We start from the raw sequence: 20,546 nt of genomic DNA on the forward strand, positions 1-20,546 counted from the left end.
GCCGGATATTGCGTCACTGCAGGTGCAGCTGGACAAAGCCCAGGCCGGTCACCCATTCCGGGACGGCCTCGTAGGCGATGGTCTCGCCGCGCGCGCCTTCCAGCGCGCCCATGGCGCAGGCCCAGTTCCGAATCTCCATGCCGCCATTGCCGCCGTTGGCGAGGATGTACTCGTCGCTTAGCGCAGCAAGCGCCTGCAGGTCGTTGCGTTCGGCATAGGCCAGGATCTCGCGATCGAAAACCTCGTTGACCCGGCCCATCTCCGCCGTGCCCACCCAGTGGCTGATACCGCCGCTGCCGATCACCACAACCCGCTCATCCTCGGGATAGGCGCTAACCGCATCGCGGATCTGGCGGCCGACCTGGATGGCGCGCGCTATCCGGATATAGGGGTCGACGCCGGCGGCGAGGTACACCGGGATGGTGCCCACGGCGTAGCCCGCTTCCCGCATCGGCTGCACCATCAGCTGGTTCGGAATGCCGATGGCGTGATCCACCGTCAGCGCGCGCGCCACCGCCCAGTCGAACCCGTTCGCGTGGCCTTCGGCAGCGATATGCGCTGCCAGCGCTTCGCTGTTCGGTATCACGCCGCGCTTGAGGCCCGGCATGGCATCGAGCGGGCCATCGACATCGCCCGTGCCGATCAGGTAGCTGGGCAGGCAAGCCGTGCCGAACAGCATGTAGTGGTCCGCGCCCACGATCACCACGCTGGTGGGCGCCAGCCCGGCCAGCCGCGCCGCGCAAGTCTTGAAGGCGTTCCACATGCGCTCGCGCACCGCGGGTGCCGGCGCCTCGGGCGCGACGAACATCACCGGGTCATGGGGCACCAGGAAGCCACCTACGATCTTTCCCATCTTTGTTCCTGCTCCTGTTCCTAGCGTTTCAAGGCCGCGCTGTGCAACGTCTCGGCCGAGCCGACCGGGCGCAGCTTCTTCATGTAGGCGCGCATGTCGCGCTCCGGGGACAGCTCCTGCCAGAAGCCCATGGTCAGCATCGGGTTGACACCCGCTTGCTGCAGGCCAAGCACATCGAACTGCATCAACATGGCCCGCTGGGCCTCACTGAGGGCAAAGCGCCGCAGGTAGGCATCGGCATCGTCGCGAAAGCGCTGCTTGGCCGAGCGATCCACCGTGAGCTGGTGAAGGACCTTTTCGAGGACGTTGCGGCTCATGGTCTTATGCGCAGAAGTTGCCGACCAGGTTCAGGAAATCGGCGCGCCGCTCGGTCTGGACCCAGTGCCCGCATTGCCCGAACAGGTGCAGGTCCGCCTGCGGGATCGTGCTTGCCAGCAACTGGCCGCATGCTGGCGGCACCACGCGGTCTTCGCGTCCGTGCAACACCAGCGTAGGCGCCTCGATCTTGGCGATGGCAGCCGGCGGGAAGCCCTTGACGAGGGTCGGACCTTCCGCGTTCGGCTTGGGCAGCAGCTTGCGCAACGCATCCTGTGCGCCGGGACGCGCACTGGCCTCGTAGCGGGACTGCACCATCTCTGGGGTGATGATCGACTGGTCGAAAGGGAACAGGCGCATTGTCCTTTCCATGTTCTCCAGCGACGGCTCGTACTCCCATGCCGAGCGCAGGCCCGGCGTCTGCTCGAACTCCCCTGCCGGCGTGCCCAGCAGCACCAGGCGCTCGACGCGCTTCGGATCGAACACGGCCAGCCCCACGGAGAGCGCGCCGCCAAAGGAGTTGCCGACAAACGAAGCCTTCTCGATATCCAGTGCGTCCATGATGCCGACCAGATGCCGCACCCACAGCTTGATGTCGTACTTCGTGCCTTCCTTGAATTCGGTAAATCCGAAGCCGGCGATGTCCGGAACGATGACGCGGAAGGTCTTGGCAAGTTCGCCCATTACGCCCTTCCAGTTCGACCAGCCGGACACGCCCGGCCCCGAGCCATGCAGCAGGAACAGCGGCTTGCCCGTGCCCTGGTCAAAGTAGTTGGTTTGGTGTTCCGCGGCGGTCAAGGTCAAGCCGACGCCTTCATGCTGACTCATCTCAATTTCTCCATACACATACGTATGTGTATGGTAGGAAGGGAAATGAATCCGGTCAAGCGAGTATTCCGCCGAATTTATCGGTGTTTACCCCCGGAGATGCCTAGAATCTTACCGTACATATGTGTATTGAACGGGGGAAGTACAATCCTCATCATATTTATTGGAGGCACTATGCCCAAAGGCACGGGGACAAGTTCCGCAGCCCCTCGCAACCAACTTACGCCGGAAGACTGGATCATGGCTGCCCGCAATCTGCTGGTCAGCCGCAGCGTAGACGCGGTGCGCGTCGAAGTGCTGGCCAAGGAACTGGAAGTCACACGCGGCAGCTTCTACTGGCACTTCAAGGATCGTGAAGACCTGCTGCAGCGCATGCTGACCGCATGGCGCGATGAGGCCACCGAGCAGATCATCTACCGCTTCGAGCGCCGCGGGCTGCCGCCCCGGGAGTTGGTCCGGGATCTGCTCACGTTGCCGTTCCGGGGTACCGCCGCGCAGGAAGCGGCGTCAACGGAGCTTGCCATCCGCGCCTGGGCCCGCCGGGAAGAACGGGTGCGCCAGGTGCTCGACGAGGTGGATGCCAAGCGCCTGTCCTATATCTCGCAGTGCTTCAGCGCACTCGGGTTCGACATCCCCGAGGCGCGCGCCAGGGCGTTCGCACTATACAGTTATGAATTGTCGGAGTCCCTCCTTTCCCACCAGGGCACCGCGGCGCAGAAGGAAGAACGCAGGGCCTGCATCGAGCGCCTGCTGCTGGCGCCTTGAACGGCAAAAAGGGGCACAACTGTGCCCCCCCCCCTGACTGTGCCCCCTAACTGCGACCCTATGCTGCCCCGAGCCGCTGCGGCATACTTGCCGCCGCGCAGCACTGCCCGCCGTCAAACCAGCCCGTAGCGCTGCAACGTGTCCCCCAGCCCGAGCAGCTCGACCATCGTCTTGCCCTTCTCCAGCTCTTCGCGGATCTTCGCTTCCTTCAACTCCCGGTCGGCGCTCCTGGCAATCACGCTGTCTACCTCGTTCGCATCGACCACCACCAGGCCGTCGCGGTCGCCCACGATGATGTCGCCGGGATTCACCACCACGCCGCCAAGGCTCACCGGCACGTTCACGCGGCCTGGCTGATGCTTGTTGGTGCCTTTGATCGACAGCCCCCGGCAGAAGACCGGGAACCCCATCTCGATGATGGCGTTGCCGTCGCGTACCGAACCGTTGACCACAAGCCCGGCCAGACCGAGCTTCTGCGCGGCGAGCGTGAGCAGGTCGCCCCATGGGCCCGCTTCGAGAAAGCCCTTGGCGTCGACCACCAGCACGTCGCCCGGCCTGGTCTTGGTCAGCGCGTAGTGAATCATCAGGTTGTCGCTGGGACGCAGGTCCACCGTCACTGCCGGCCCGGCCATGCGCAAGGTGGGGTCCAGCGGCTTGAGGCCAACGTCGACCGCGCCCTTCTGCCCTTGCGCCTCGTGAATCGTGGCCGCGCCGAGCGCCTTCAGGCGCGTGATCTGTTCCGGGGAGATGGTCATGGCTTTCCTTTCGTTTCCTTTGGTGTCTTGAAGTAGAGGGGGCTCTTGCGGCCGCCTGCTTGCCCGCGCACGCCTGCAACGCGCTTGCGATCCCCCGATAATACAAAAAAAGTACAATCAAAGGCAAGGAAAGGATTGAACAAGAAAAATACAGCTAATAAAGCAGAAAACCACCCAGCCTGCAGCAAGGATCAATACAAACTGAATACATGAAGCAACGAAAGGTGCGCTAACCACCTCATCCAAACAATGGGCATTCCCGCCCGCCGCCCCAAGGGGCGTTTTCCGGGGCCGACACGTGGTCTGATACGATTGCCGCCGCGCATGGTGTGCACGCTTGCGCGCAATTTGCATCCCAGTCGCGCCGAGGACATCGCGCGCCGCCCGGCATGGGCACGCCCCGGAAAGAACAAAGCCAGCTATGAAAAAAGGAAGCGAACAGACCTACGAGCAGCTGAAAAAGCGCATCGTGGCAGGTCACTACACCGCGGGCACACAGCTGAAGGAAGAACACATCGCCGAGGAAATGGGCGTCAGCAGGACGCCCGTGCGGGCCGCGCTCAAGCGCCTGATCGACGACGGGCTGGCCGTGGCGCAGACCGGCCGCGGCGTGTTTGTCGCGGGCTGGACGCGTTGGGACATCGAGGAGATGTTCAGCCTGCGCTCGCTGCTGGAGCCGTACGCGGCCAGGCTTGCCGCCGAGCGGGCGGATGCGCAGACCATCACCGCGCTCAAGGCTTGCAACGCACGCATGGCCGCCGTGATCGAAGCCGGCGCCAAAGGGGATGACGCCATCGCGGAAATACAGGCGGCGAACAGCGCCTTTCACCGCCTGCTGCTGGAGGCATCCGGCTCCAACCGCCTGAAGTCCATGCTGGAGACGATGATCGACATGCCGGTCATCGTCCGCTCGTTCTTCCTCTATGAACTCGATGACCTCAGGCGCAGCCTGCATCATCACCAGGACATCGTGCTGGCGATGGAGCTGCACAACGGCGAGCTGGCCGCGCAGCTTATGTCGGTCCACCTCCATATCTCCAACCAGCGCTTCATGAGCCGCCGCCTGGACTCGGCGCCGGCGGGGTTGCAGCACGATGCCGACGCCGGCGACGAAGCCACCGACAAAACAAATTGAGTACAAATCCAGCACGATCCCGCGAAAACACTCGCAAGATCGGCTGAAATCTTAAAGGTATACCCGCAGGTTAGTCATTTCAGATTGTTGCGACTGTTTTTTTTATGTACTCTTGGCCGAAATCAGCCAGGAGATAGTCTTGAACATCGCAATCATTGGCCTGGGGGAAGTCGGCCGTTGCTACGCCACTGCCCTGGCAAGCCTGCCGGGGGTGCAGCTCCACCTCTGCGACACCCACCTCTCGCCCGCGGGCAAGGAACTCGCCACCGCCTGGGGCCTTCCTGTCCATGCGGAAACCGGCCCCGGGCTCGCCTCGGCCGACTGGGTTTTGTCCTGCGTATTCGGCTCGGCTGCGCTGGCCGTGGCGGGCAGCTGCCATGCGCACATGAAAGCCGGCGCAAGCTACGCGGACCTGACGACCGCCAGCCCCGAGGACAAGCGCAAGGCCGCCGCCGCGGCATCCGCAGCCGGGCTTGCGTATGTCGACGTGGCCGTGATGGGCGCCATCTCGCTGTCGCTGCATCGCACCCCGCTGCTTTGCGCCGGGGCATCCGCCCCCGAATTCTGCAAGCTGGTCAACGCGGCCGGCGGCAAGGCCGAAGCCGTGGAAGGCGGCGTGGCCGGTGATGCGATCTCGCTGAAGATCCTGCGCAGCGTCTTCACCAAGGGCATGGAGGCCCTGTCCGTGGAGCTGCTGATGGCCGCCGAGAAGCAAGGCGTGCGCGACAAGCTCTATGGCGTGCTGCGCGACATCGATGAAGCGCCGCTGGCCGGCTTTATCGACATGCTGGTCCGCACCCACACCATCCACGCCCGGCGCCGCACGCACGAGGTGGTGGAAGCGCAAAAAGAACTCGCAAGCGCCGGGCTTCCCTCACTGGTCCTGCCCGGTGTCGAAGCGCGCTTCAGGGCCACGGCCACGGCGCTGGATGCGCATCCCATCCAGGACAACCCCACGATCCAGGACGCGCTTGGCTGGCTGCTGTCCAACCAGCCATAGCCGGCCCCCTCGCTTCGCCCGAATCCGCTTTCAAAATAAAAAGGAGACACCATGTACAAACTCGCCCATGCATTGCTGGCGACGGCCATTGTTTTGCCCGCCATCGCGGCCACGCCCGCGCTGGCCTCGGACACCTATCCCGGCAAGCCGATCCGGATGATCGTCGGCTTCCCGCCCGGGGGCTCGGCCGACATCAACGCGCGCATCGTCGCGCAGGGCCTCGGCAAGCAGCTGTCCACGTCCGTCGTGCCGGACAACAAGCCCGGCGCCGGTGGCAACATCGCGGCAACGGAGGCCAAGCGCGCCACGGCCGATGGCTACACCATCTTCTACAGCACCTCCGCCGTGGTGCTGGCCCCGGCGCTGTACCAGAACGTGCAATTCGATACGTTCGCGGACTTCGTGCCGGTCTCGCTCACCGCCATCGTGCCGCTGGTCCTGGTCACCACGCCAGGCCTGCCGGTGAAGAACGTGCATGAACTGGTGGCCTACGCCAAGGCAAACCCCGGCAAGCTGAACTACGCGTCATCCGGTGCCGGCGCGTTGCTCCATCTCGGCGGCGCGCTCTTTGCCAAGGAAACCGGCATCCAGGTGACCCATGTCGCCTACAAGGGCAGCGCGCCCGCGATCACCGACCTGATCGCCGGCTCCACGCAGTTCATGTTCCTGCCGCTGAGCGACGCCCAACCGCTGATCAAGGGCGGCAAGCTGAAAGCCCTGGCCATCACCGGCGCCAAGCGCTCGACGCTGCTGCCGGAGATCCCGACGATCAAGGAAGCGAGCGGCATGAGCTCGCTGGAAATGGGCGCGTGGCAAGGCATCCTGGTGCCAAAGGGAACGCCGGAGTCCATCGTCAAGCAACTGCGGGAAGCGACTGACAGGACTTTGAAGGACGAGGCGGTGCGCGCCAAGCTGATCGCCCAGGGTTCCGACATCCTTGGCGGCACGCCCCAGCAATACACGGCCTACATGAAGAGCGAGGCCACGCGCTGGGGCCAGATCATCAAGGAATCGGGCGCCAAGGTGGAATAAGCCTGCCAGGCGCGGATCCGGTCAGGGCACGCCGGCCTGCCGCAGATGCTCCCCGAGAACCCGCGCGGCGGTTGACAAGGGCACGCCCGAGCGCGTTGCCAGCAGAAGCCGCCGGCTGGCCCAATCGTCCGACAGGCCGACCCTATGCAGCCCCAGCGCCTTGGCCTGGGCGCGGCACACGGCTTGCGGCAGGACGCCTACGCCAAGGTCGGCCGCAATCATCTGGCACATTGCGTCGAAGCTGCGGACCTGGATGCGAAGCCGAAGCGGCCGCCCGGCCTGCTCCGCCGCGCGCGAGGTCAGCTCCAGCAGCGCACTGCCGCGATTGAGCCCGACCATGTCGTACTCCAGGCAGCTCGCAAAATCGACGCGCCGCTTGCGCGCAAGGGGATGGCGGCGCGAGCACAACAGCACCAGCGTGTCGGTCTGGAAATCGCTGATGTCCAGGCCATCCGTGGGCGTGCCTTCCGAGAACACACCGATATCCGCCAGGCCGTCCACCAGCGCGCGGGCGATATCGCCGCTGAGTTGCTCCTCGACTTCCACATGAACCCCCGCATGCTGCGCCAGGAAGGTGGCAAGCCTGGCAGGCAGGAACTCCGTCAGGGCGGACATATTGGCCCACAGCCGCACATGGCCCAGCAAGCCGCGTGAATGGTCCTGCAGCTCCGCGCTGAAGCGCTCGAAGCCCTGGAACAGGCGCATGGCATGCTGCATGGCCATATGGCCCACTGGCGTAAGCGTCACCCCCTTGGACGTGCGCTCCAGCAACTGGAAGCCCGTGGTTTCCTCGAAATCCGACAAGCGCCGGCTGGCCGCCGACAAGGCCAGGTGGCAGGCGGCCGCGCCTTGCGTAATGCTGCCGGTCTGCACGACCGCGCAGAACAGGCGCAGCGTCACGAAATCTACTCGGGCGGGATTGAGGGGCCAGGTCATTGGCGCATTCTAGCGCGGGTCCTTCGCGTTTTGCGAAGCCGGATTGTGGAGATCGCAATTCCGCCGGCGGCGCCGCGCCCATAGAGTGGCGGGAACGGCCCGAGCCATGACGGCGGCACCATGGCTTGGCGAACACAGCCAGGATCAAGCCGCCGGTGGCTGGCCGGCGCGTCATCCGCAACCCGCAAAAGGAGTGCAAGCATGCATCACGGCCAAGGCATCCGCCTGCAGTTCAATGAAGTGGCGACCCGCGACGGTTTCCAGATGGAGTGCGATTTCATCGAGACGGATGACAAGGTCGCCCTGCTCGACGCGCTGGGCGGCCTGGGCTTCGCCAAGATCGAAGTCACGTCGTTCACGTCGCCCAAGGCCATCCCGGCGCTCAAGGATGCCGAGGCGGTCATGCACCGTATCCGGCGCGCGCCCGGCGTGGTGTACACCGCGCTGGTGCCGAACGTGCGCGGCGCACAGCGCGCGCTGGAGTCCGCCACCGACGAGTTCAACCTCGTCATGTCGGTAAGCGCGACCCACAACCTAGCCAACCTGCGCATGACGCAAGAGCAATCGTTTAGCCAGTTGCAGGACGTGATCGCGCTCGCCACGCAACGCGGCGTGCCGGTGAACGTCTCGCTGTCCTGCGTATTCGGCTGCCCGATGGAAGGCGAGATCGCGGCCGAAGCTGTCCTTGGATGGGTCGCCCGCTTTGCCGAGCTGGGCGTGCACGGCATCACGCTATGCGACACCACCGGCATGGCGTACCCCAACCAGGTGCAGGCCCTGTGCGAGGCCGCGCAGGCACGCTTTCCCAGGCTCGGTTTCACCGCCCATTTCCACAACACGCGCGGCATGGGGCTGGTCAATGCGGTGGCCGCCGTGCAAGCCGGCATCCGCCGCTTCGACACGTCGCTTGGTGGCATCGGCGGCTGCCCCTACGCGCCGGGCGCCACCGGCAACGTCGCCACCGAGGACATGGTGCATCTGTTCGACTGCATGGGCTATGACACCGGCATGCACCTGCCCGGCCTGCTCGGCGCTGCCGCCACGCTGCGCAAGCTCCTCAAGCACGACCTGCCCGCGCAGGTTTCGCAGGCCGGGCCGCGCCTGACGCGGCACACCCCGCCGGCGGATTTCGAGGACATTCGCCGGCGTGCGCTTGCGCGCTGAGGCTGGGCGGGATATTGACGTCCCGCCCGGCCTGCAGCATCCGGCAATGCGCGTGCACTTCCTTGCCCTCAAGACCACGACCACTACAGCGACCGCTGATGGCGGGTCGTGTGGTCGGAACATGAGAACCATCGAGAAGTTCATCGCGAGAGTCGAGGAGAACGCGCCTTGTCCGACGGTGTCATCGCTTGCCGGGGCGCGGTGAGATTCTCTTCTCCGTATGCAACTTGTCCTTATGGATCACGGGAACTTTAGTCGCGGATGCCATGGTGACCGGAGCCCCCGGAGGACAAGATAAGGAGTTGGCCGTTGCGACCAACTCCATTCTCAAGGACTGAAGCGCCTGGATATGGGCATCGATTTGTCCGATCTTGGCGCTCAAGCGTTGCTCTATCTCGGCCCGGCCAAACCTGCCATCAATCAATTGCGGGATGATTTCCCGAATCTCGGCAAGCGAGAACCCGAGCGTTTGCGCGCTACGGATGAATTGAATGTGCCGAACGGCCTGGGTGTCGTATGAACGATAGCCATTGCCCAGCCGAGCGGGCGGCGCCAACAGTCCCACCTTTTCGTAGTGACGCAGGGTATCTGTAGTTGTGCCAACTGCCTTCGCCAACTCGCTGATGTTCACCTGTGGCCCCCGTCAAACGCGACGTCCCTGATTTGTCTTGACCTTGGAGTCTACACCAAGGTTTAAGGTGCGCGTGGGATGCACTCCACAGGATCCCGGAACCATCGACAAAGGTGACGCCATGTTTCGTATGCTTGTTCTTCTACTGCTGTCTGCTATTGCCATGCCTGCTATCGCCGACAATGGCTCGGCACCAGGCAGCCCATCGACTTCGGGCCAACCCAAGGTAGCTTTTGCGATCATCAGAACCGCGGAGCTATCCGTTACCGAGGCCTTGGTCTACTCCGGCGGGAGCTTCACGCGCAAGGTGAGCAGTAACTTCTCCGCGTTCCTGGTGAAACACGGCACGGACACGCTGCTGTTTGACGCAGGGCTGGGCTCGAAGGTGGCCGATCAATATCGGCAAGATATGCCTTGGTGGCAAAGCCTGTTTTTCAAGTACGAGAATCCGGTGGCCCCGGTGATCGACCAGCTATTGCGCGCCGGCATGGAACCCGTTCAAACGATTATCCTGAGCCACAGTCACTGGGATCATGCCAGCGGCATTAGCGACTTCCCGAATGCCACGGTGCTGGTGCATCCCGCGGAGCTGTCGGTGATCAGGCGCCCTACCGCTGGCGTCGGCGGCAGCTGGCCCTCGCAAGTCAGCGCGCAATCGATCAAATGGAAAAGCCTGGCATTCGAACCGGTGTCATACAAAGGGTTCGCGAACAGCCGGGATCTCTATGGAGACGGCACGGTCGTGCTCGTTCCTCTTCTCGGTCATACCCCCGGTTCGATCGGCATGTTCATCTCTGTCGACTCCGGTGCACAGTACTTCCTGGTGGGCGATGCAGTCTGGAATGCGAAGGCATTGAAGCTTGGCAGCCCGAAGTTCTGGGCAGCACGTTGGTTGGTGGATGGCGACATTGAACAAACCCAGGATGCCGTGGATCAGATTCGCGCGCTGGCGGGCAGGCATCCGGATATTGTCGTGGTTCCGGCGCACGATGGGCCGGTACAGACGTCACTGGGATACTTCCCAGCCTGGGTGGAATGAGGTGACGTTCAGGCCGGCGCCTTCCCCATTCCGTGCAGACTCTCCTGACACCTGCATCAGGCGCTGCTGACCGATTCGATGACGTGCCCGCGCAGGTTTCGCAGGCCGGGCCGCGCCTGACGCGGCACGCCCCGCCGGCGGATTTCGAGGACATTCGCCAGCGTGCGCTGGCGCGTTGAAGCCACGCCGGATATTGACGCCCAGCCGGGCCTGCTGCATGATCCGCAGATGCACTTCCCGGCTCGCAACACCCCGACCACTACCACTACCACTACCACGACCGCTGATGGCGGGTCGTGTGGTCGGACCATGAGCCAGGAATAAGCCGCTCAAGTCTTCACCCCAAGGCCCCGCCAGCGATGGACGGGGCCTTTTGGTTTCTGCGCCCGCGCTGGCATCACAGGAGAAACACCATGCCAAGCAGTGCAAGCCCCGGACGTTCCGCCCTGTTGATCATCGACATGCAGGTCGGTATGTTCAACGGTCCGCAGAAGCCCTATGAAGGGCAGCGCGTCCTCGCCACCATCAACACGCTCATCGCTAAAGCCCGCGAAGCGGGCGCACCCATTTTTGCCGTGCGCCACACCGGCCCGCTGGGATCTCCGCTGGAGCCCGGCAGCGCGCTGTCGCAACTGCTTCCCGAGCTTGCGGTGGATGCCGTGGCGGACACGGTGTTCGATAAAGCCCGGCCCAGCTGCTTTGCCGGAACCGGGCTGGCAGGCTGGCTGGCGGATGCCGGCGTTGCCGAGCTGGTCATTGTCGGCATGAAGACGGAGTACTGCGTCGACACGACTTGCCGTGCCGCCGCGGAGCTAGGCTTCAGGCCGGTGCTGGTCGCGGACGGACATACCTGCATGGACACGCCGGTGCTGCCGGCGCAGGCCATCATTGCGCATCACAACCGGACGTTGGGCGGGCCGTTCGTGCAACTGGTGAACGCGGCGGACTGCCTGTTCGTACAACATTCAACGCCGCGTCGCTAGCCTCGCAATGCGTTCGTCCGGTGTTCGTGGATGGCGACAAGGTCGTCGTGCGCTGTCCGAAGCGGCCCGCGGCGGCACTTTGTAACGTACGCTACAAAAAGACCTGAGGGCTGAGCCGGGTGCTTCACTGAAAAACAATCCACACAGCATCCGTCAGGCGAAACCGAGGGTTTCTACGCGGTTTTTGCCGAGCTACCCAAATGATATTCTCCGCTTTGTTTCACGAAATGTAATATCTATTACATCACGCTGCCGCACCGCATAGTGGCCCGGCAGTCCCTTTTTCGGAGAGCGGGTTGGCCAGGTTATCAATCAGGGAAATGCTGGCAGACCAGGCCGCCGGCTTCACCACGTCGGAGCTGAAGGTAGTGGAAACGCTGCTCGCCAGCTACCCGAGTGCCGCGCTGACCTCCATCTCCAACCTCGCGGGGCAAGCCGGGGTCAGCGATCCGACGGTGTACCGGATGGTCGTGAAGCTGGGATTCGACGGCTACCCGTCATTTCAGCGAGCGCTCCTGGCGGAGGTCGACGAGGCAATGAATTCGCCGCTGTCCCGGCTCGGCGCGCCGGGCGACGCCGCACTCGGAGAAGACTTCCAGAAGGGTTCGCTGGCAAGCCTGGCGATGTCGGTCGAACGCGTGGCGCAGCACGCTTCGCCGGAGGACTTCAACACCGCCGTCGAGTTGCTTGGCAACGCGCGGTCCGCCGTGTTCTGCACCGGCGGACGATCGAGCTTGTTCCTCGCCTCGCGGCTCGCGTCGCACCTGACGCATATCCGGCCCAAGGTCCGCCTCGTCGAGCCTGCCCTGGAGCGGGCGAACGAGGTACTGGTCGACATCGGGCCAAACGATGCGCTGGTCGTTTTCGATTACCGCCGCTATCAGAAAAGCGTCATCGACTTTGCCGCCGCGGCGCATCGCCAGGGCGCAAGGATCATCCTGTTTACCGACGAGTGGAAGTCACCGATTGCCGGCTTCGCCACGGCCACACTAAGCAGTTTTGTGCAGACCGGCTCGCCGTTCGATACCAAGGTACCCGCGCTGGCGCAATGCGAGACCTTGATTGCCGCCCTCATTGCCCGCTTCCCGGAGGAGGCAAGGCGCCGGCTCGAAGCCATCGAGGCCGTACGCAGCTCTGCCACCCCCGAGGGGGCAAGCATCGATTTCTAGAATGCCTTTCCTTTCAGGAGAAAAATGAAATGGCCACTCAGCAGTTTTCATTGATACGCCGGGGCAGCCCGCTGGCCTTGGCGCTCGCCCTGCTAAGCGCATGCTCGACGCAAACCGGGGTGTCCTCGACGCAGCCGGCCACAACCGCTCCCACGTCAACCGCCCTGCCCGCGGCACCGGAAGTCTCGTCCGGCTACCGCCAGGGCATGACGACCACTTACGCCAACAAGCACATGGCCGCGGCCGCCAATCCTCTGGCCACCGAAGCCGGCCGCAAGATTCTGCGCGCGGGCGGCACGGCCATCGATGCGGCCGTTGCCATGCAGGCTGTGCTGACGCTGGTCGAGCCGCAAGCCACCGGCATCGGCGGCGGCGCCTTCATCATGTACTGGGACGGCAAACGCGTGCAGGCTTATGACGGCCGCGAGACCGCGCCCGCCGGCGCCGGCGAGAATCTCTTCATGCGCCCCGACGGCAAACCCATGAGCTTCAGCGAAGGGCAGATCGGCGGGCGCTCGGTGGGCACCCCCGGCGTGCTGCGCGCGCTGGAACTGGCGCACCGCCAGCATGGCAAGCTGCCCTGGGCCAAGCTGTTCGAGCCGGCCATCGCGCTGGCAGAGCAGGGTTTCCCGATTTCGCCGCGCCTTTATACGCAGATCGCCGCCGACAAGTTCCTCCCGGCCTCGCCCGAGATGGCAGCCTACTTCCTGACGCCGGACGGCAAACCCAGGCCGGTCGGCACCATGCTGAAGAATCCGGCGCTGGCCAAGACGCTGCGCGAGATCGCGCTGCGCGGGCCAAACGTGCTCTATACCGGCCCGATTGCCAGCGAGATCGTCAAGCAGGTCAACGGCAGCGCCAACCCCGGCTCGCTCTCGCTGGCTGATCTGAAAGATTACCGCGCCAAGGAGCGCGAGCCCATTTGCAGCGACTACAAGCGCTGGAAGATCTGCGGCATGCCGCCGCCTTCGTCAGGTGGCATCGCGATTGCGCAGATGCTCGGCTCCTTGCAGGCGCTGGAGGCCAGGAACCCGAAATACGCGCTTGCCGCGCTCACGCCGAAACAGGTAGCAACGCCTGCCGGTGTCGAGCCGGGCATCGACGCTGTGCACGCCCTTTCCGAGGTCGGGCGCCTGGCCTATGCGGACCGCGGCCTCTATGTGGCGGACTCGGATTTCGTGCCCGTCAACGTGGCGGGGCTGCTCAGCCGCGACTACCTGGCAAGCCGCGCGAGCTTGATCGGCGAGGGGAGCATGGGCAAGGCGCAGGCCGGCGTGCCTCCCGGAGTCACCGTCGCGCTGGCGCCGGACCGCTCGCCGCCGCGCGTGTCCACCTCGCAGATCGTCGCGGTGGATGACACCGGCGGCGCGATTTCCATGACCACCACCGTGGAGAGCTATTTCGGCTCGCACCTGATGGTGCGCGGCTTCGTGCTGAACAACCAGCTCACCGACTTCTCCTTCGTGCCGAGCGAGAACGGCAAGCCCGTCGCCAACCGCGTGCAGCCCGGCAAGCGCCCGCGCTCGTCGATGGCGCCCACGCTGGTGTTCGAGCGCGACAGCGGCAAGCTGGTCGCAACCGTGGGGTCGCCCGGCGGCTCGCAGATCATCGAGTACGTCTCCAAGACACTGGTGGGCCTGCTGGACTGGAACATGGACGTGCAGGCGGCCATCAACATGCCCAACTTCGGCAGCCGCAACGGGCCAACGGAGCTGGAAGCCGGCCTGGTCAGCCCGGCCCTGGTGCAAGGCCTGAAAGACCGCGGGCATGAGGTCGCGCAGATCGAGATGACCAGCGGCACGCAGGCCATCATGCGCCGCCAGCGCCCCGATGGCACGTGGGCCTGGGCCGGCGGCGCCGACCCGCGCCGCGAGGGAGTGGCATTGGGGGATTAAGCGCGGTTGCGCAATGGTGCTGCTGGTTCTATCGGCGCTCTCGGCGCTTTCGAAGCGCCGGGACTGCGTTGCCGTGCGCCCCTCTCCCGCATGCGGGAGAGGGGCGGGGGGAGAGGGCGGGCGCTCGCTACGCCGTCGTGCTGTAAAACACCACGGGCTTCGCTTCTAGTGGCTCCTAGCTAAGCCACAGCTCTCCCCGGCCCTCTCCCCCTGAGGGGCGAGGGAGAGACAGCCGTCGTCATGGCGCGCGGCTTTGGCCCGCCCTGCGGCTCAGGCTAGTGCTTCAGGTTTGTCAGCCGCCTTCTTCGTTGCGACCTGCGAGCCGTTACTCGTAGGAGAAGAAGCTGCCAAGCTTGTCCATGCGATCGAGCGCCATGCCCGCGCCCCGCACCACGCACGTCAGCGGATCATCGGCCACCAGGACCGGCAGGCCGGTTTCCTCGGCCAGCAGGCGATCCAGGTCGCTCAGCAGCGCGCCGCCACCGGTGAGCATCATGCCGCGCTCGGCAATATCGGCGCCGAGTTCCGGCGGGGTCTGCTCCAGCGCGATCTTGACCGCCGACACGATCTGGTTAAGTGGTTCGGTCAGCGCTTCCAGGATTTCGTTGGACGATACCGTGAACGCGCGCGGGATGCCTTCTGACAGGTTGCGGCCCTTGACCTCCATTTCGCGGACGTCGGAACCCGGGAAAGCCGAGCCGATTGTCTTCTTGATGGCCTCGGCAGTCTGCTCGCCAATCAACATGCCGTAGTTGCGTCGGATGTAGTTGACGATGGCCTCGTCGAACCGGTCCCCGCCCACGCGGATGGAACCCTTGTAGACCATGCCGCCCAGCGAGATCACGCCGACCTCGGTGGTGCCGCCGCCGACATCCACCACCATCGAGCCGGACGGCTCCGACACCGGCAGCCCCGCGCCGAGCGCGGCCGCCATGGGCTCCTCGATCAGGTAGACCTGGCTGGCGCCGGCGGCCAGCGCGGATTCGCGGATGGCGCGGCGCTCGACCTGGGTCGAGCCGCACGGCACGCAGATGATCATGCGGGGTGATGGCCGCAGCAGCTTGGTGTCGTGCACCATCTTGATGAACTGCTTGAGCATCTGCTCGGTGACCCGGAAGTCGGCGATCACGCCGTCTTTCATCGGGCGGATGGCCTCGATGTTTCCAGGTACCTTGCCCAGCATCTGCTTGGCTTCCTTGCCCACCGCCTCGATGGTCTTCCTGGGATTGGGGCCGCCCTGCTGGCGAATCGCGACCACCGAGGGCTCATCGAGGACGATGCCCTTGTCGCGCATGTAGATCAGGGTGTTGGCAGTGCCGAGGTCGATCGCGAGATCGTTGGAAAAGTAGCTACGGAGAAATCCAAACATCAGGAAACTTTCATCTGGTGGTTCGCAAGCATGCGAACCGGCGGGCGCCAGTTCTGGCGACAAGCAGGCTATGAATAGCGGCGCATGCAGCAAGCCTGCATGCGTCGCGCGTCGAGCGAAGCGGCCTTCGGCGGTGGCCGGCGCTCCGTCACTTGGTATGAGCGGCAAAAACCCGGGGGCGGCCATAGCCGACATGCGGCTTGGTGGCGAAATCGGCCACCGGGCAACCGCTGAACAGGCCACATATTTGAAGCAGCGCCAGGATCACAAAAGCGCTGGCGAGCCTCAACCGGAACATCCTTGGCCTGATGAGTGGCGTGCGCCGTACTTGCACCACTCCAGCGCGTGACCTGAGTATTCACCGGGAACGAATGATACCTTGCGCAGAGGTTTTCCCGCTCAAAAACGGCGTCCGTCGGCCAGCGGCGCAAGCCGTGCACGCACGCATACCAGAGCAACGACCCCGCTGGGAACAGGTTCGCGAACGCCTGAAGAAGGCAAAGAAGAGAATTGCCGACGTGCGATACGTCGTCGTGGAAAAGAGCCGCCAACCACCGTGGCCCGGGACCTCGCCTTACGGCATCCCGCAGTCGCTCGATTCCGCGGTCTTGCCCATCAGCATCAACTGCGGGTCCCGCACGTGGCTGATAAAGGACCACAGCTCATCGACCAGCGGCTTCGGGCTGGCCGCCGAGCGGTACAGGCGGATATCGAGGCTGGTTGCCCATGAAGCAGGCCCCGCCAACACCAGCTTGCCCTCTTTGATCTCGTCGCTGACGCAGCTCTCCGGCAACCAGCCCACCCCGTGCCCGGCCACGACCATGGCCTTCAGGGCCTCCGACATATGGGTCTCGAAGCAGCGCTGCAGCCCGTAGGGCTCCGGCGCATTGAGCAGGATCATCTCGACCACGTTGCCAAGGAACGCGCCGGATGAGTAGGCCATGAAGGGCAAGGGATTGGCGCTCGTGCCCGGCAGCCGGAAGATCGGCTGCCCTTGCTTGTCCGGCGCCGAGAACGGCAGGATCCGCTCGACGCCCAGCATCAGGAACGGAAAGCCGTTCGGGTCAAGCAGGATCGGCAGTTGCTGATGGTGGTAGCCCAGCAGGATGTCGCAATCGTCATCCACCAGTTGCTGCACGCCTTCCGGCACGTTCACCGCATGCACGCAGGCGCTCAACGAGCCGAAACGCTCGTGCAGGTACTTGAGCCAGGACGGGAAGAAGGTAAAGACCAGGGTGTGCGCCACCGAGAAGCGGATGACCTTGTCGCTCTCGGCAAGGGGCTGGCGGCTGCTCAGCAGCGCGCGTGCGGCATAAGCGTCACGCAACAGGTCGGCGGCCAGCCGGCGGAACAGCCAGCCTGCCGTGGTCAGCATTGCCGGATGCACGCTGCGGTCAACCAGACTGACGCCCAGCCACTCCTCAAGGGCCATGATGCGCCGGCTGAACGCCGACTGGGTGATATGCCGGTCGGCTGCCGCGCGCGAAAAACTGCGCGTTTCAGCCAAGCACAGGAAGTCTTCAAGCCACTTGGTTTCCATATTGGAATGTACTCAACATCAGGGGGGACGCGCTGTCTCTGGCACATCATACGGCAGCACGGCGCTGCAAAAAACGGTGAAAGCCGATAGCACCGTGCAAATTCTGCGCCACATTATTCCGAAATTGCAACATCCCTCCCCGGCCTCACGCGGACAAGCGCAAGGCGCCGAGTACCCGACTGATGCTCGCTCAGTGCTTGCTCAGTACTTCCAGAAGATCTTCTGCAGTTCCTTGGTGTCGTTGGTCTTGGTCAGTGCCAGCGCCATCAGGATGCGTGCCTTCTGCGGCAGCTGGTCGTCGGTGACCAGCCAGTCGTACTTGTCGTCCGGCTGCTCGGCGTTGCGGACCACCACGCCGCTGCCGGTGCGCGAGGCACGCACGATCTGCACGCCCTTGGCGCGGGCGGCCTTGAGCGGCTCGACCATGTAGTCGCCCACGCTGCCATTGCCGGTGGCGGCATAGACGATGGCCTTGGCGCCATTCTTCACCGCGGCATCGATGCTGGCCGGATTGACGTTGCCGTAGGCGTACACCACGGCCACTTCAGGCAGCTTGTCGATCTTGTCGATGTCCCATTCGGTCTGCATGGTGTGCGGGCGGGCCGGCAGGCGGTAGTACAGCGTGCGGCCTTCCACCACGTAGCCCAGCGGGCCGAACGGCGAGCGGAAGGTCTCGATCTTGAAGGTGTTGGTCTTGGTGACGTCGCGCCCGGTGTGGATCTCGTCGTTCAGCACCGCCAGCGTGCCCTTGCCTCTGGACTCCGGGCTGGACGCCACCAGCACCGCGTCGTACAGGTTAAGCGCGCCGTCCGCGCCCAGCGCCGTGCCCGGACGCATCGATCCCACCACCACGACCGGCTTGTCGCTCTTGAGCGTGAGGTTGAGGAAGTAGGTGGTTTCCTCGATGGTGTCGGTGCCGTGGGTGATCACGATGCCGTCCACGTCCGGCTGCTTGAGCAGCTCCGAGACACGCTTGCCAAGCTTGAGCAGGCGCTCGTTGTTGAAGCTCTCAGAGCCGATCTGGAAGACCTGCTCGCCTTTGACGTTGGCAATCTTGGAGATCTCCGGCACCGAGGCGATGATCTTGTCCACCGGCACCACGGCCGACTGGTAGGCGGCGGTATTGGTGGCGGCAGCGCCCGCGCCGGCAATGGTGCCGCCGGTGCCGATGATCACGATATTGGCCTTGCGGGCTTCGCTGGCCTGTGTCGGCGCGCCGGCGGCAGGGGCGGAAGGAGCAAGCTGGGCATGGGCAACGCCGGCGGTCAGGCTGGCGGCAAGCAGCAAGGCGCTGAGGGTGTTAAGACGTGCAAAACGCTTCATGGTGTTCTCCATGCATTGGAATCAGGCGCTGGGTAAGTGCCCGCCAAATGGTGATAATGGGTGGTGAGCGGGCGATGATACGGCAACCCAAAAGCGCCCGTATCCGTATAAGCCCTGATAGGGCGATGCAAAATTCGCGGCGAAGTATGCGGAAAAAGCATCACCCCGCGAGGCCTGCGCCCGCCGCGCTCCAGCCGCTCCGGGCGCCTTACCGGTAGCGCGGGGGCCGCATGAGTAATTCGCGCCGCGCCATGACAAATTCGCATCATGGTCGCTACCTGCCGGCGGATTACCTAAAGTCAACTCCTCCCTGATGCAAATTTGCGAGGAGCAATGCAATGACCGCTGGAACCTTTAGAACCGAACATGACCTCCTGGGCGATCGCGAGGTCCCGGCCGATGCCTACTACGGTGTGCACACCCTGCGCGCGGTAGAGAACTTCCCGATCACCGGCACCCCCATCTCCATCTACCCCGAGCTCATCAAGGCCCTGGCTTGCATCAAGCAGGCAGCCGCGCTGGCCAATCACGAACTGGGCCTGCTCGACGAGCCCCGCTGCGACGCCATTGTCGCCGCCTGCGCGGAACTGCTTGGCGGCAAGCTGCACGATCAGTTTGTCGTCGACGTGATCCAGGGCGGCGCCGGCACCTCGACCAACATGAACGCCAACGAAGTCATCGCCAACCGCGCGCTAGAACTGATGGGGCACAACAAGGGCGAGTACCAGTACCTGCACCCGAACGAGCAGGTCAACATTGGCCAGAGCACCAACGACGTCTACCCGTCCGCCCTCAAGATCGCCACCTGGTTCGGCATCCTGGGCCTGGTGGATGCCATGGGCGTGCTGCGGCGCGCCTTCGAGCGCAAGGCCGAAGAGTTCAGGCATGTCCTGAAAATGGGCCGCACCCAGCTGCAGGACGCCGTGCCGATGACGCTGGGCCAGGAGTTCAGCACCTACGCCGTGATGCTAGGCGAGGACGAGGAACGGCTGCGCGAGGCCGCCCTGCTGATCTGCGAGATCAACATGGGTGCCACCGCCATCGGCACCGGCATTACCGCGCACCCGGACTACGCGCCGCTGATCCTCAAGCGGCTCAAGGAGATCACCAGCATTCCGCTGATGACCGCGCCGAACCTGATCGAGGCCACGCAGGATTGCGGCGCCTTTGTGCAGCTCTCCGGCGTGCTCAAGCGCGTGGCGGTCAAGCTCTCCAAGACCTGCAACGACCTGCGGCTGCTGTCCAGCGGCCCGCGCGCCGGCCTGGGCGAGATCAACCTGCCGGCCATGCAGGCAGGGTCCAGCATCATGCCCGGCAAGGTGAATCCGGTCATCCCGGAGGTGGTCAACCAGATCGCGTTCGAGGTCATCGGCAACGACATCACGGTCAGCTTCGCGGCCGAAGCCGGCCAGCTGCAGCTCAATGCCTTCGAGCCGATCATCGCGCACAGCCTGTTCAAGAGCGTGAGCCATCTGCGCAACGGCTGCCTGACGCTGGCCGAGCGCTGCGTCAACGGCATCACCGCCAACGAAGAGCGCCTGCGGGCCACGGTCGAGAACTCCATCGGCATCGTGACGGCCCTGAACCCTTACATCGGATATGCCAATGCCACCGCCGTGGCGCAGGAGGCCCATGCCACCGGCGGCAGCGTGTACGAGATCGTGCTGCAAAAGGGCTTGCTGACCCGGGAGGAACTCGACCAGATCCTGCGCCCGGAAGTGCTGACGCAGCCAACCCCGCTGAGCCTGGCGCCCCGCGCACGCTGATCCGGGGGGCAAGGCGCGTCCGGTGCGAAGCGCGGCCCCGCCCTGCCC

The 20,546-nt window shown here is 64.5% G+C and carries 19 protein-coding genes; 10 read left to right on the forward strand and 9 right to left on the reverse strand.

From position 1 onward, the window contains the following. Positions 1-13 precede the first annotated feature (13 nt). The 3 genes from A9975_RS13055 to A9975_RS13065 are packed head-to-tail and all read right to left on the reverse strand — an operon-like array spanning position 14 to position 1,996. Positions 14-853, reverse strand: coding sequence for a protocatechuate 3,4-dioxygenase (locus tag A9975_RS13055; protein WP_183033124.1), 840 nt, complete (start codon positions 851-853; stop codon positions 14-16). Positions 854-873: 20 nt separating this feature from the next. Then, positions 874-1,170 carry an extradiol ring-cleavage dioxygenase gene (locus tag A9975_RS13060; RefSeq protein ID WP_174425342.1) on the reverse strand — a complete coding sequence of 99 codons (297 nt, stop codon included), beginning with the start codon at positions 1,168-1,170 and terminating at the stop codon, positions 874-876. Between the two features lie 4 nt (positions 1,171-1,174). After that, on the reverse strand, positions 1,175-1,996 hold the full coding sequence (locus tag A9975_RS13065) for an alpha/beta fold hydrolase (RefSeq protein ID WP_183033125.1): 822 nt from the start codon (positions 1,994-1,996) through the stop codon (positions 1,175-1,177). Positions 1,997-2,236: 240 nt separating this feature from the next. Between A9975_RS13065 and A9975_RS13070 the strand changes: the two genes are divergently transcribed. Beyond that, a complete protein-coding gene (locus tag A9975_RS13070) occupies positions 2,237-2,761 on the forward strand; it encodes a TetR/AcrR family transcriptional regulator (RefSeq protein ID WP_220810720.1) in 525 nt (174 codons plus the stop codon). Between the two features lie 113 nt (positions 2,762-2,874). On the opposite strand, the gene A9975_RS13075 is transcribed toward A9975_RS13070, so the two are convergent. Beyond that, the gene (locus A9975_RS13075) at positions 2,875-3,516 is read right to left on the reverse strand and encodes a 4-carboxy-4-hydroxy-2-oxoadipate aldolase/oxaloacetate decarboxylase (protein WP_183033127.1); all 642 of its coding nucleotides are present in this window, start codon (positions 3,514-3,516) and stop codon (positions 2,875-2,877) included. Positions 3,517-3,937: 421 nt separating this feature from the next. On the opposite strand from A9975_RS13075, the gene A9975_RS13080 reads away from it, so the two are divergent. From A9975_RS13080 to A9975_RS13090, 3 genes are all read left to right on the forward strand, one after another. Further along, the gene (locus A9975_RS13080) at positions 3,938-4,651 is read left to right on the forward strand and encodes a GntR family transcriptional regulator (protein ID WP_183033128.1); all 714 of its coding nucleotides are present in this window, start codon (positions 3,938-3,940) and stop codon (positions 4,649-4,651) included. Positions 4,652-4,790: 139 nt separating this feature from the next. Then, complete coding sequence (locus tag A9975_RS13085; protein ID WP_183033129.1) at positions 4,791-5,651, forward strand: NAD(P)-dependent oxidoreductase; 861 nt, start codon at positions 4,791-4,793, stop codon at positions 5,649-5,651. Between the two features lie 51 nt (positions 5,652-5,702). Continuing rightward, positions 5,703-6,683 carry a tripartite tricarboxylate transporter substrate binding protein gene (locus A9975_RS13090; protein ID WP_183033130.1) on the forward strand — a complete coding sequence of 327 codons (981 nt, stop codon included), beginning with the start codon at positions 5,703-5,705 and terminating at the stop codon, positions 6,681-6,683. Between the two features lie 21 nt (positions 6,684-6,704). Here A9975_RS13090 and A9975_RS13095 read toward each other — a convergent pair whose 3' ends face one another. Further along, the gene (locus A9975_RS13095) at positions 6,705-7,619 is read right to left on the reverse strand and encodes a LysR family transcriptional regulator (RefSeq protein ID WP_183033131.1); all 915 of its coding nucleotides are present in this window, start codon (positions 7,617-7,619) and stop codon (positions 6,705-6,707) included. A 201-nt stretch (positions 7,620-7,820) separates the two neighbouring features. Between A9975_RS13095 and A9975_RS13100 the strand changes: the two genes are divergently transcribed. Further along, the gene (locus A9975_RS13100; protein WP_183033132.1) at positions 7,821-8,783 is read left to right on the forward strand and encodes a hydroxymethylglutaryl-CoA lyase; all 963 of its coding nucleotides are present in this window, start codon (positions 7,821-7,823) and stop codon (positions 8,781-8,783) included. 181 nt (positions 8,784-8,964) lie between these two features. Here A9975_RS13100 and A9975_RS13105 read toward each other — a convergent pair whose 3' ends face one another. After that, complete coding sequence (locus A9975_RS13105) at positions 8,965-9,414, reverse strand: heavy metal-responsive transcriptional regulator (RefSeq protein ID WP_183033133.1); 450 nt, start codon at positions 9,412-9,414, stop codon at positions 8,965-8,967. A 121-nt stretch (positions 9,415-9,535) separates the two neighbouring features. Here A9975_RS13105 and A9975_RS13110 point away from each other — a divergent pair, with 121 nt between their 5' ends. From A9975_RS13110 to ggt, 4 genes are all read left to right on the forward strand, one after another. Then, positions 9,536-10,453, forward strand: coding sequence for an MBL fold metallo-hydrolase (locus A9975_RS13110; protein ID WP_183033134.1), 918 nt, complete (start codon positions 9,536-9,538; stop codon positions 10,451-10,453). A 413-nt stretch (positions 10,454-10,866) separates the two neighbouring features. Then, positions 10,867-11,436, forward strand: coding sequence for a cysteine hydrolase family protein (locus A9975_RS13115; RefSeq protein WP_183033135.1), 570 nt, complete (start codon positions 10,867-10,869; stop codon positions 11,434-11,436). Positions 11,437-11,732: 296 nt separating this feature from the next. Next, entirely contained in the window at positions 11,733-12,605 is an 873-nt protein-coding gene (locus A9975_RS13120; protein ID WP_183033136.1) for a MurR/RpiR family transcriptional regulator, read from the forward strand. Positions 12,606-12,634: 29 nt separating this feature from the next. After that, positions 12,635-14,500: a gamma-glutamyltransferase gene (ggt, locus tag A9975_RS13125; protein WP_183033137.1), complete on the forward strand. Its 1,866-nt coding sequence runs from the start codon at positions 12,635-12,637 to the stop codon at positions 14,498-14,500. Positions 14,501-14,825: 325 nt separating this feature from the next. Here the strand turns inward: ggt and A9975_RS13130 are convergent, their stop codons facing one another. From A9975_RS13130 to A9975_RS13140, 3 genes are all read right to left on the reverse strand, one after another. After that, positions 14,826-15,869, reverse strand: coding sequence for a rod shape-determining protein (locus A9975_RS13130; protein ID WP_150991758.1), 1,044 nt, complete (start codon positions 15,867-15,869; stop codon positions 14,826-14,828). A gap of 574 nt (positions 15,870-16,443) precedes the next feature. Next, complete coding sequence (locus tag A9975_RS13135) at positions 16,444-17,409, reverse strand: LysR substrate-binding domain-containing protein (protein ID WP_183033138.1); 966 nt, start codon at positions 17,407-17,409, stop codon at positions 16,444-16,446. Positions 17,410-17,610: 201 nt separating this feature from the next. Then, the gene (locus A9975_RS13140; protein ID WP_183033139.1) at positions 17,611-18,732 is read right to left on the reverse strand and encodes an asparaginase; all 1,122 of its coding nucleotides are present in this window, start codon (positions 18,730-18,732) and stop codon (positions 17,611-17,613) included. 338 nt (positions 18,733-19,070) lie between these two features. Between A9975_RS13140 and aspA the strand changes: the two genes are divergently transcribed. Next, a complete protein-coding gene (gene aspA / locus A9975_RS13145; RefSeq protein WP_183033140.1) occupies positions 19,071-20,498 on the forward strand; it encodes an aspartate ammonia-lyase in 1,428 nt (475 codons plus the stop codon). Positions 20,499-20,546 lie beyond the last annotated feature (48 nt).

The organism is Cupriavidus sp. UME77 (genome assembly GCF_014170355.1).
GTDB classification, from domain to species: Bacteria; Pseudomonadota; Gammaproteobacteria; order Burkholderiales; family Burkholderiaceae; genus Cupriavidus; species Cupriavidus basilensis.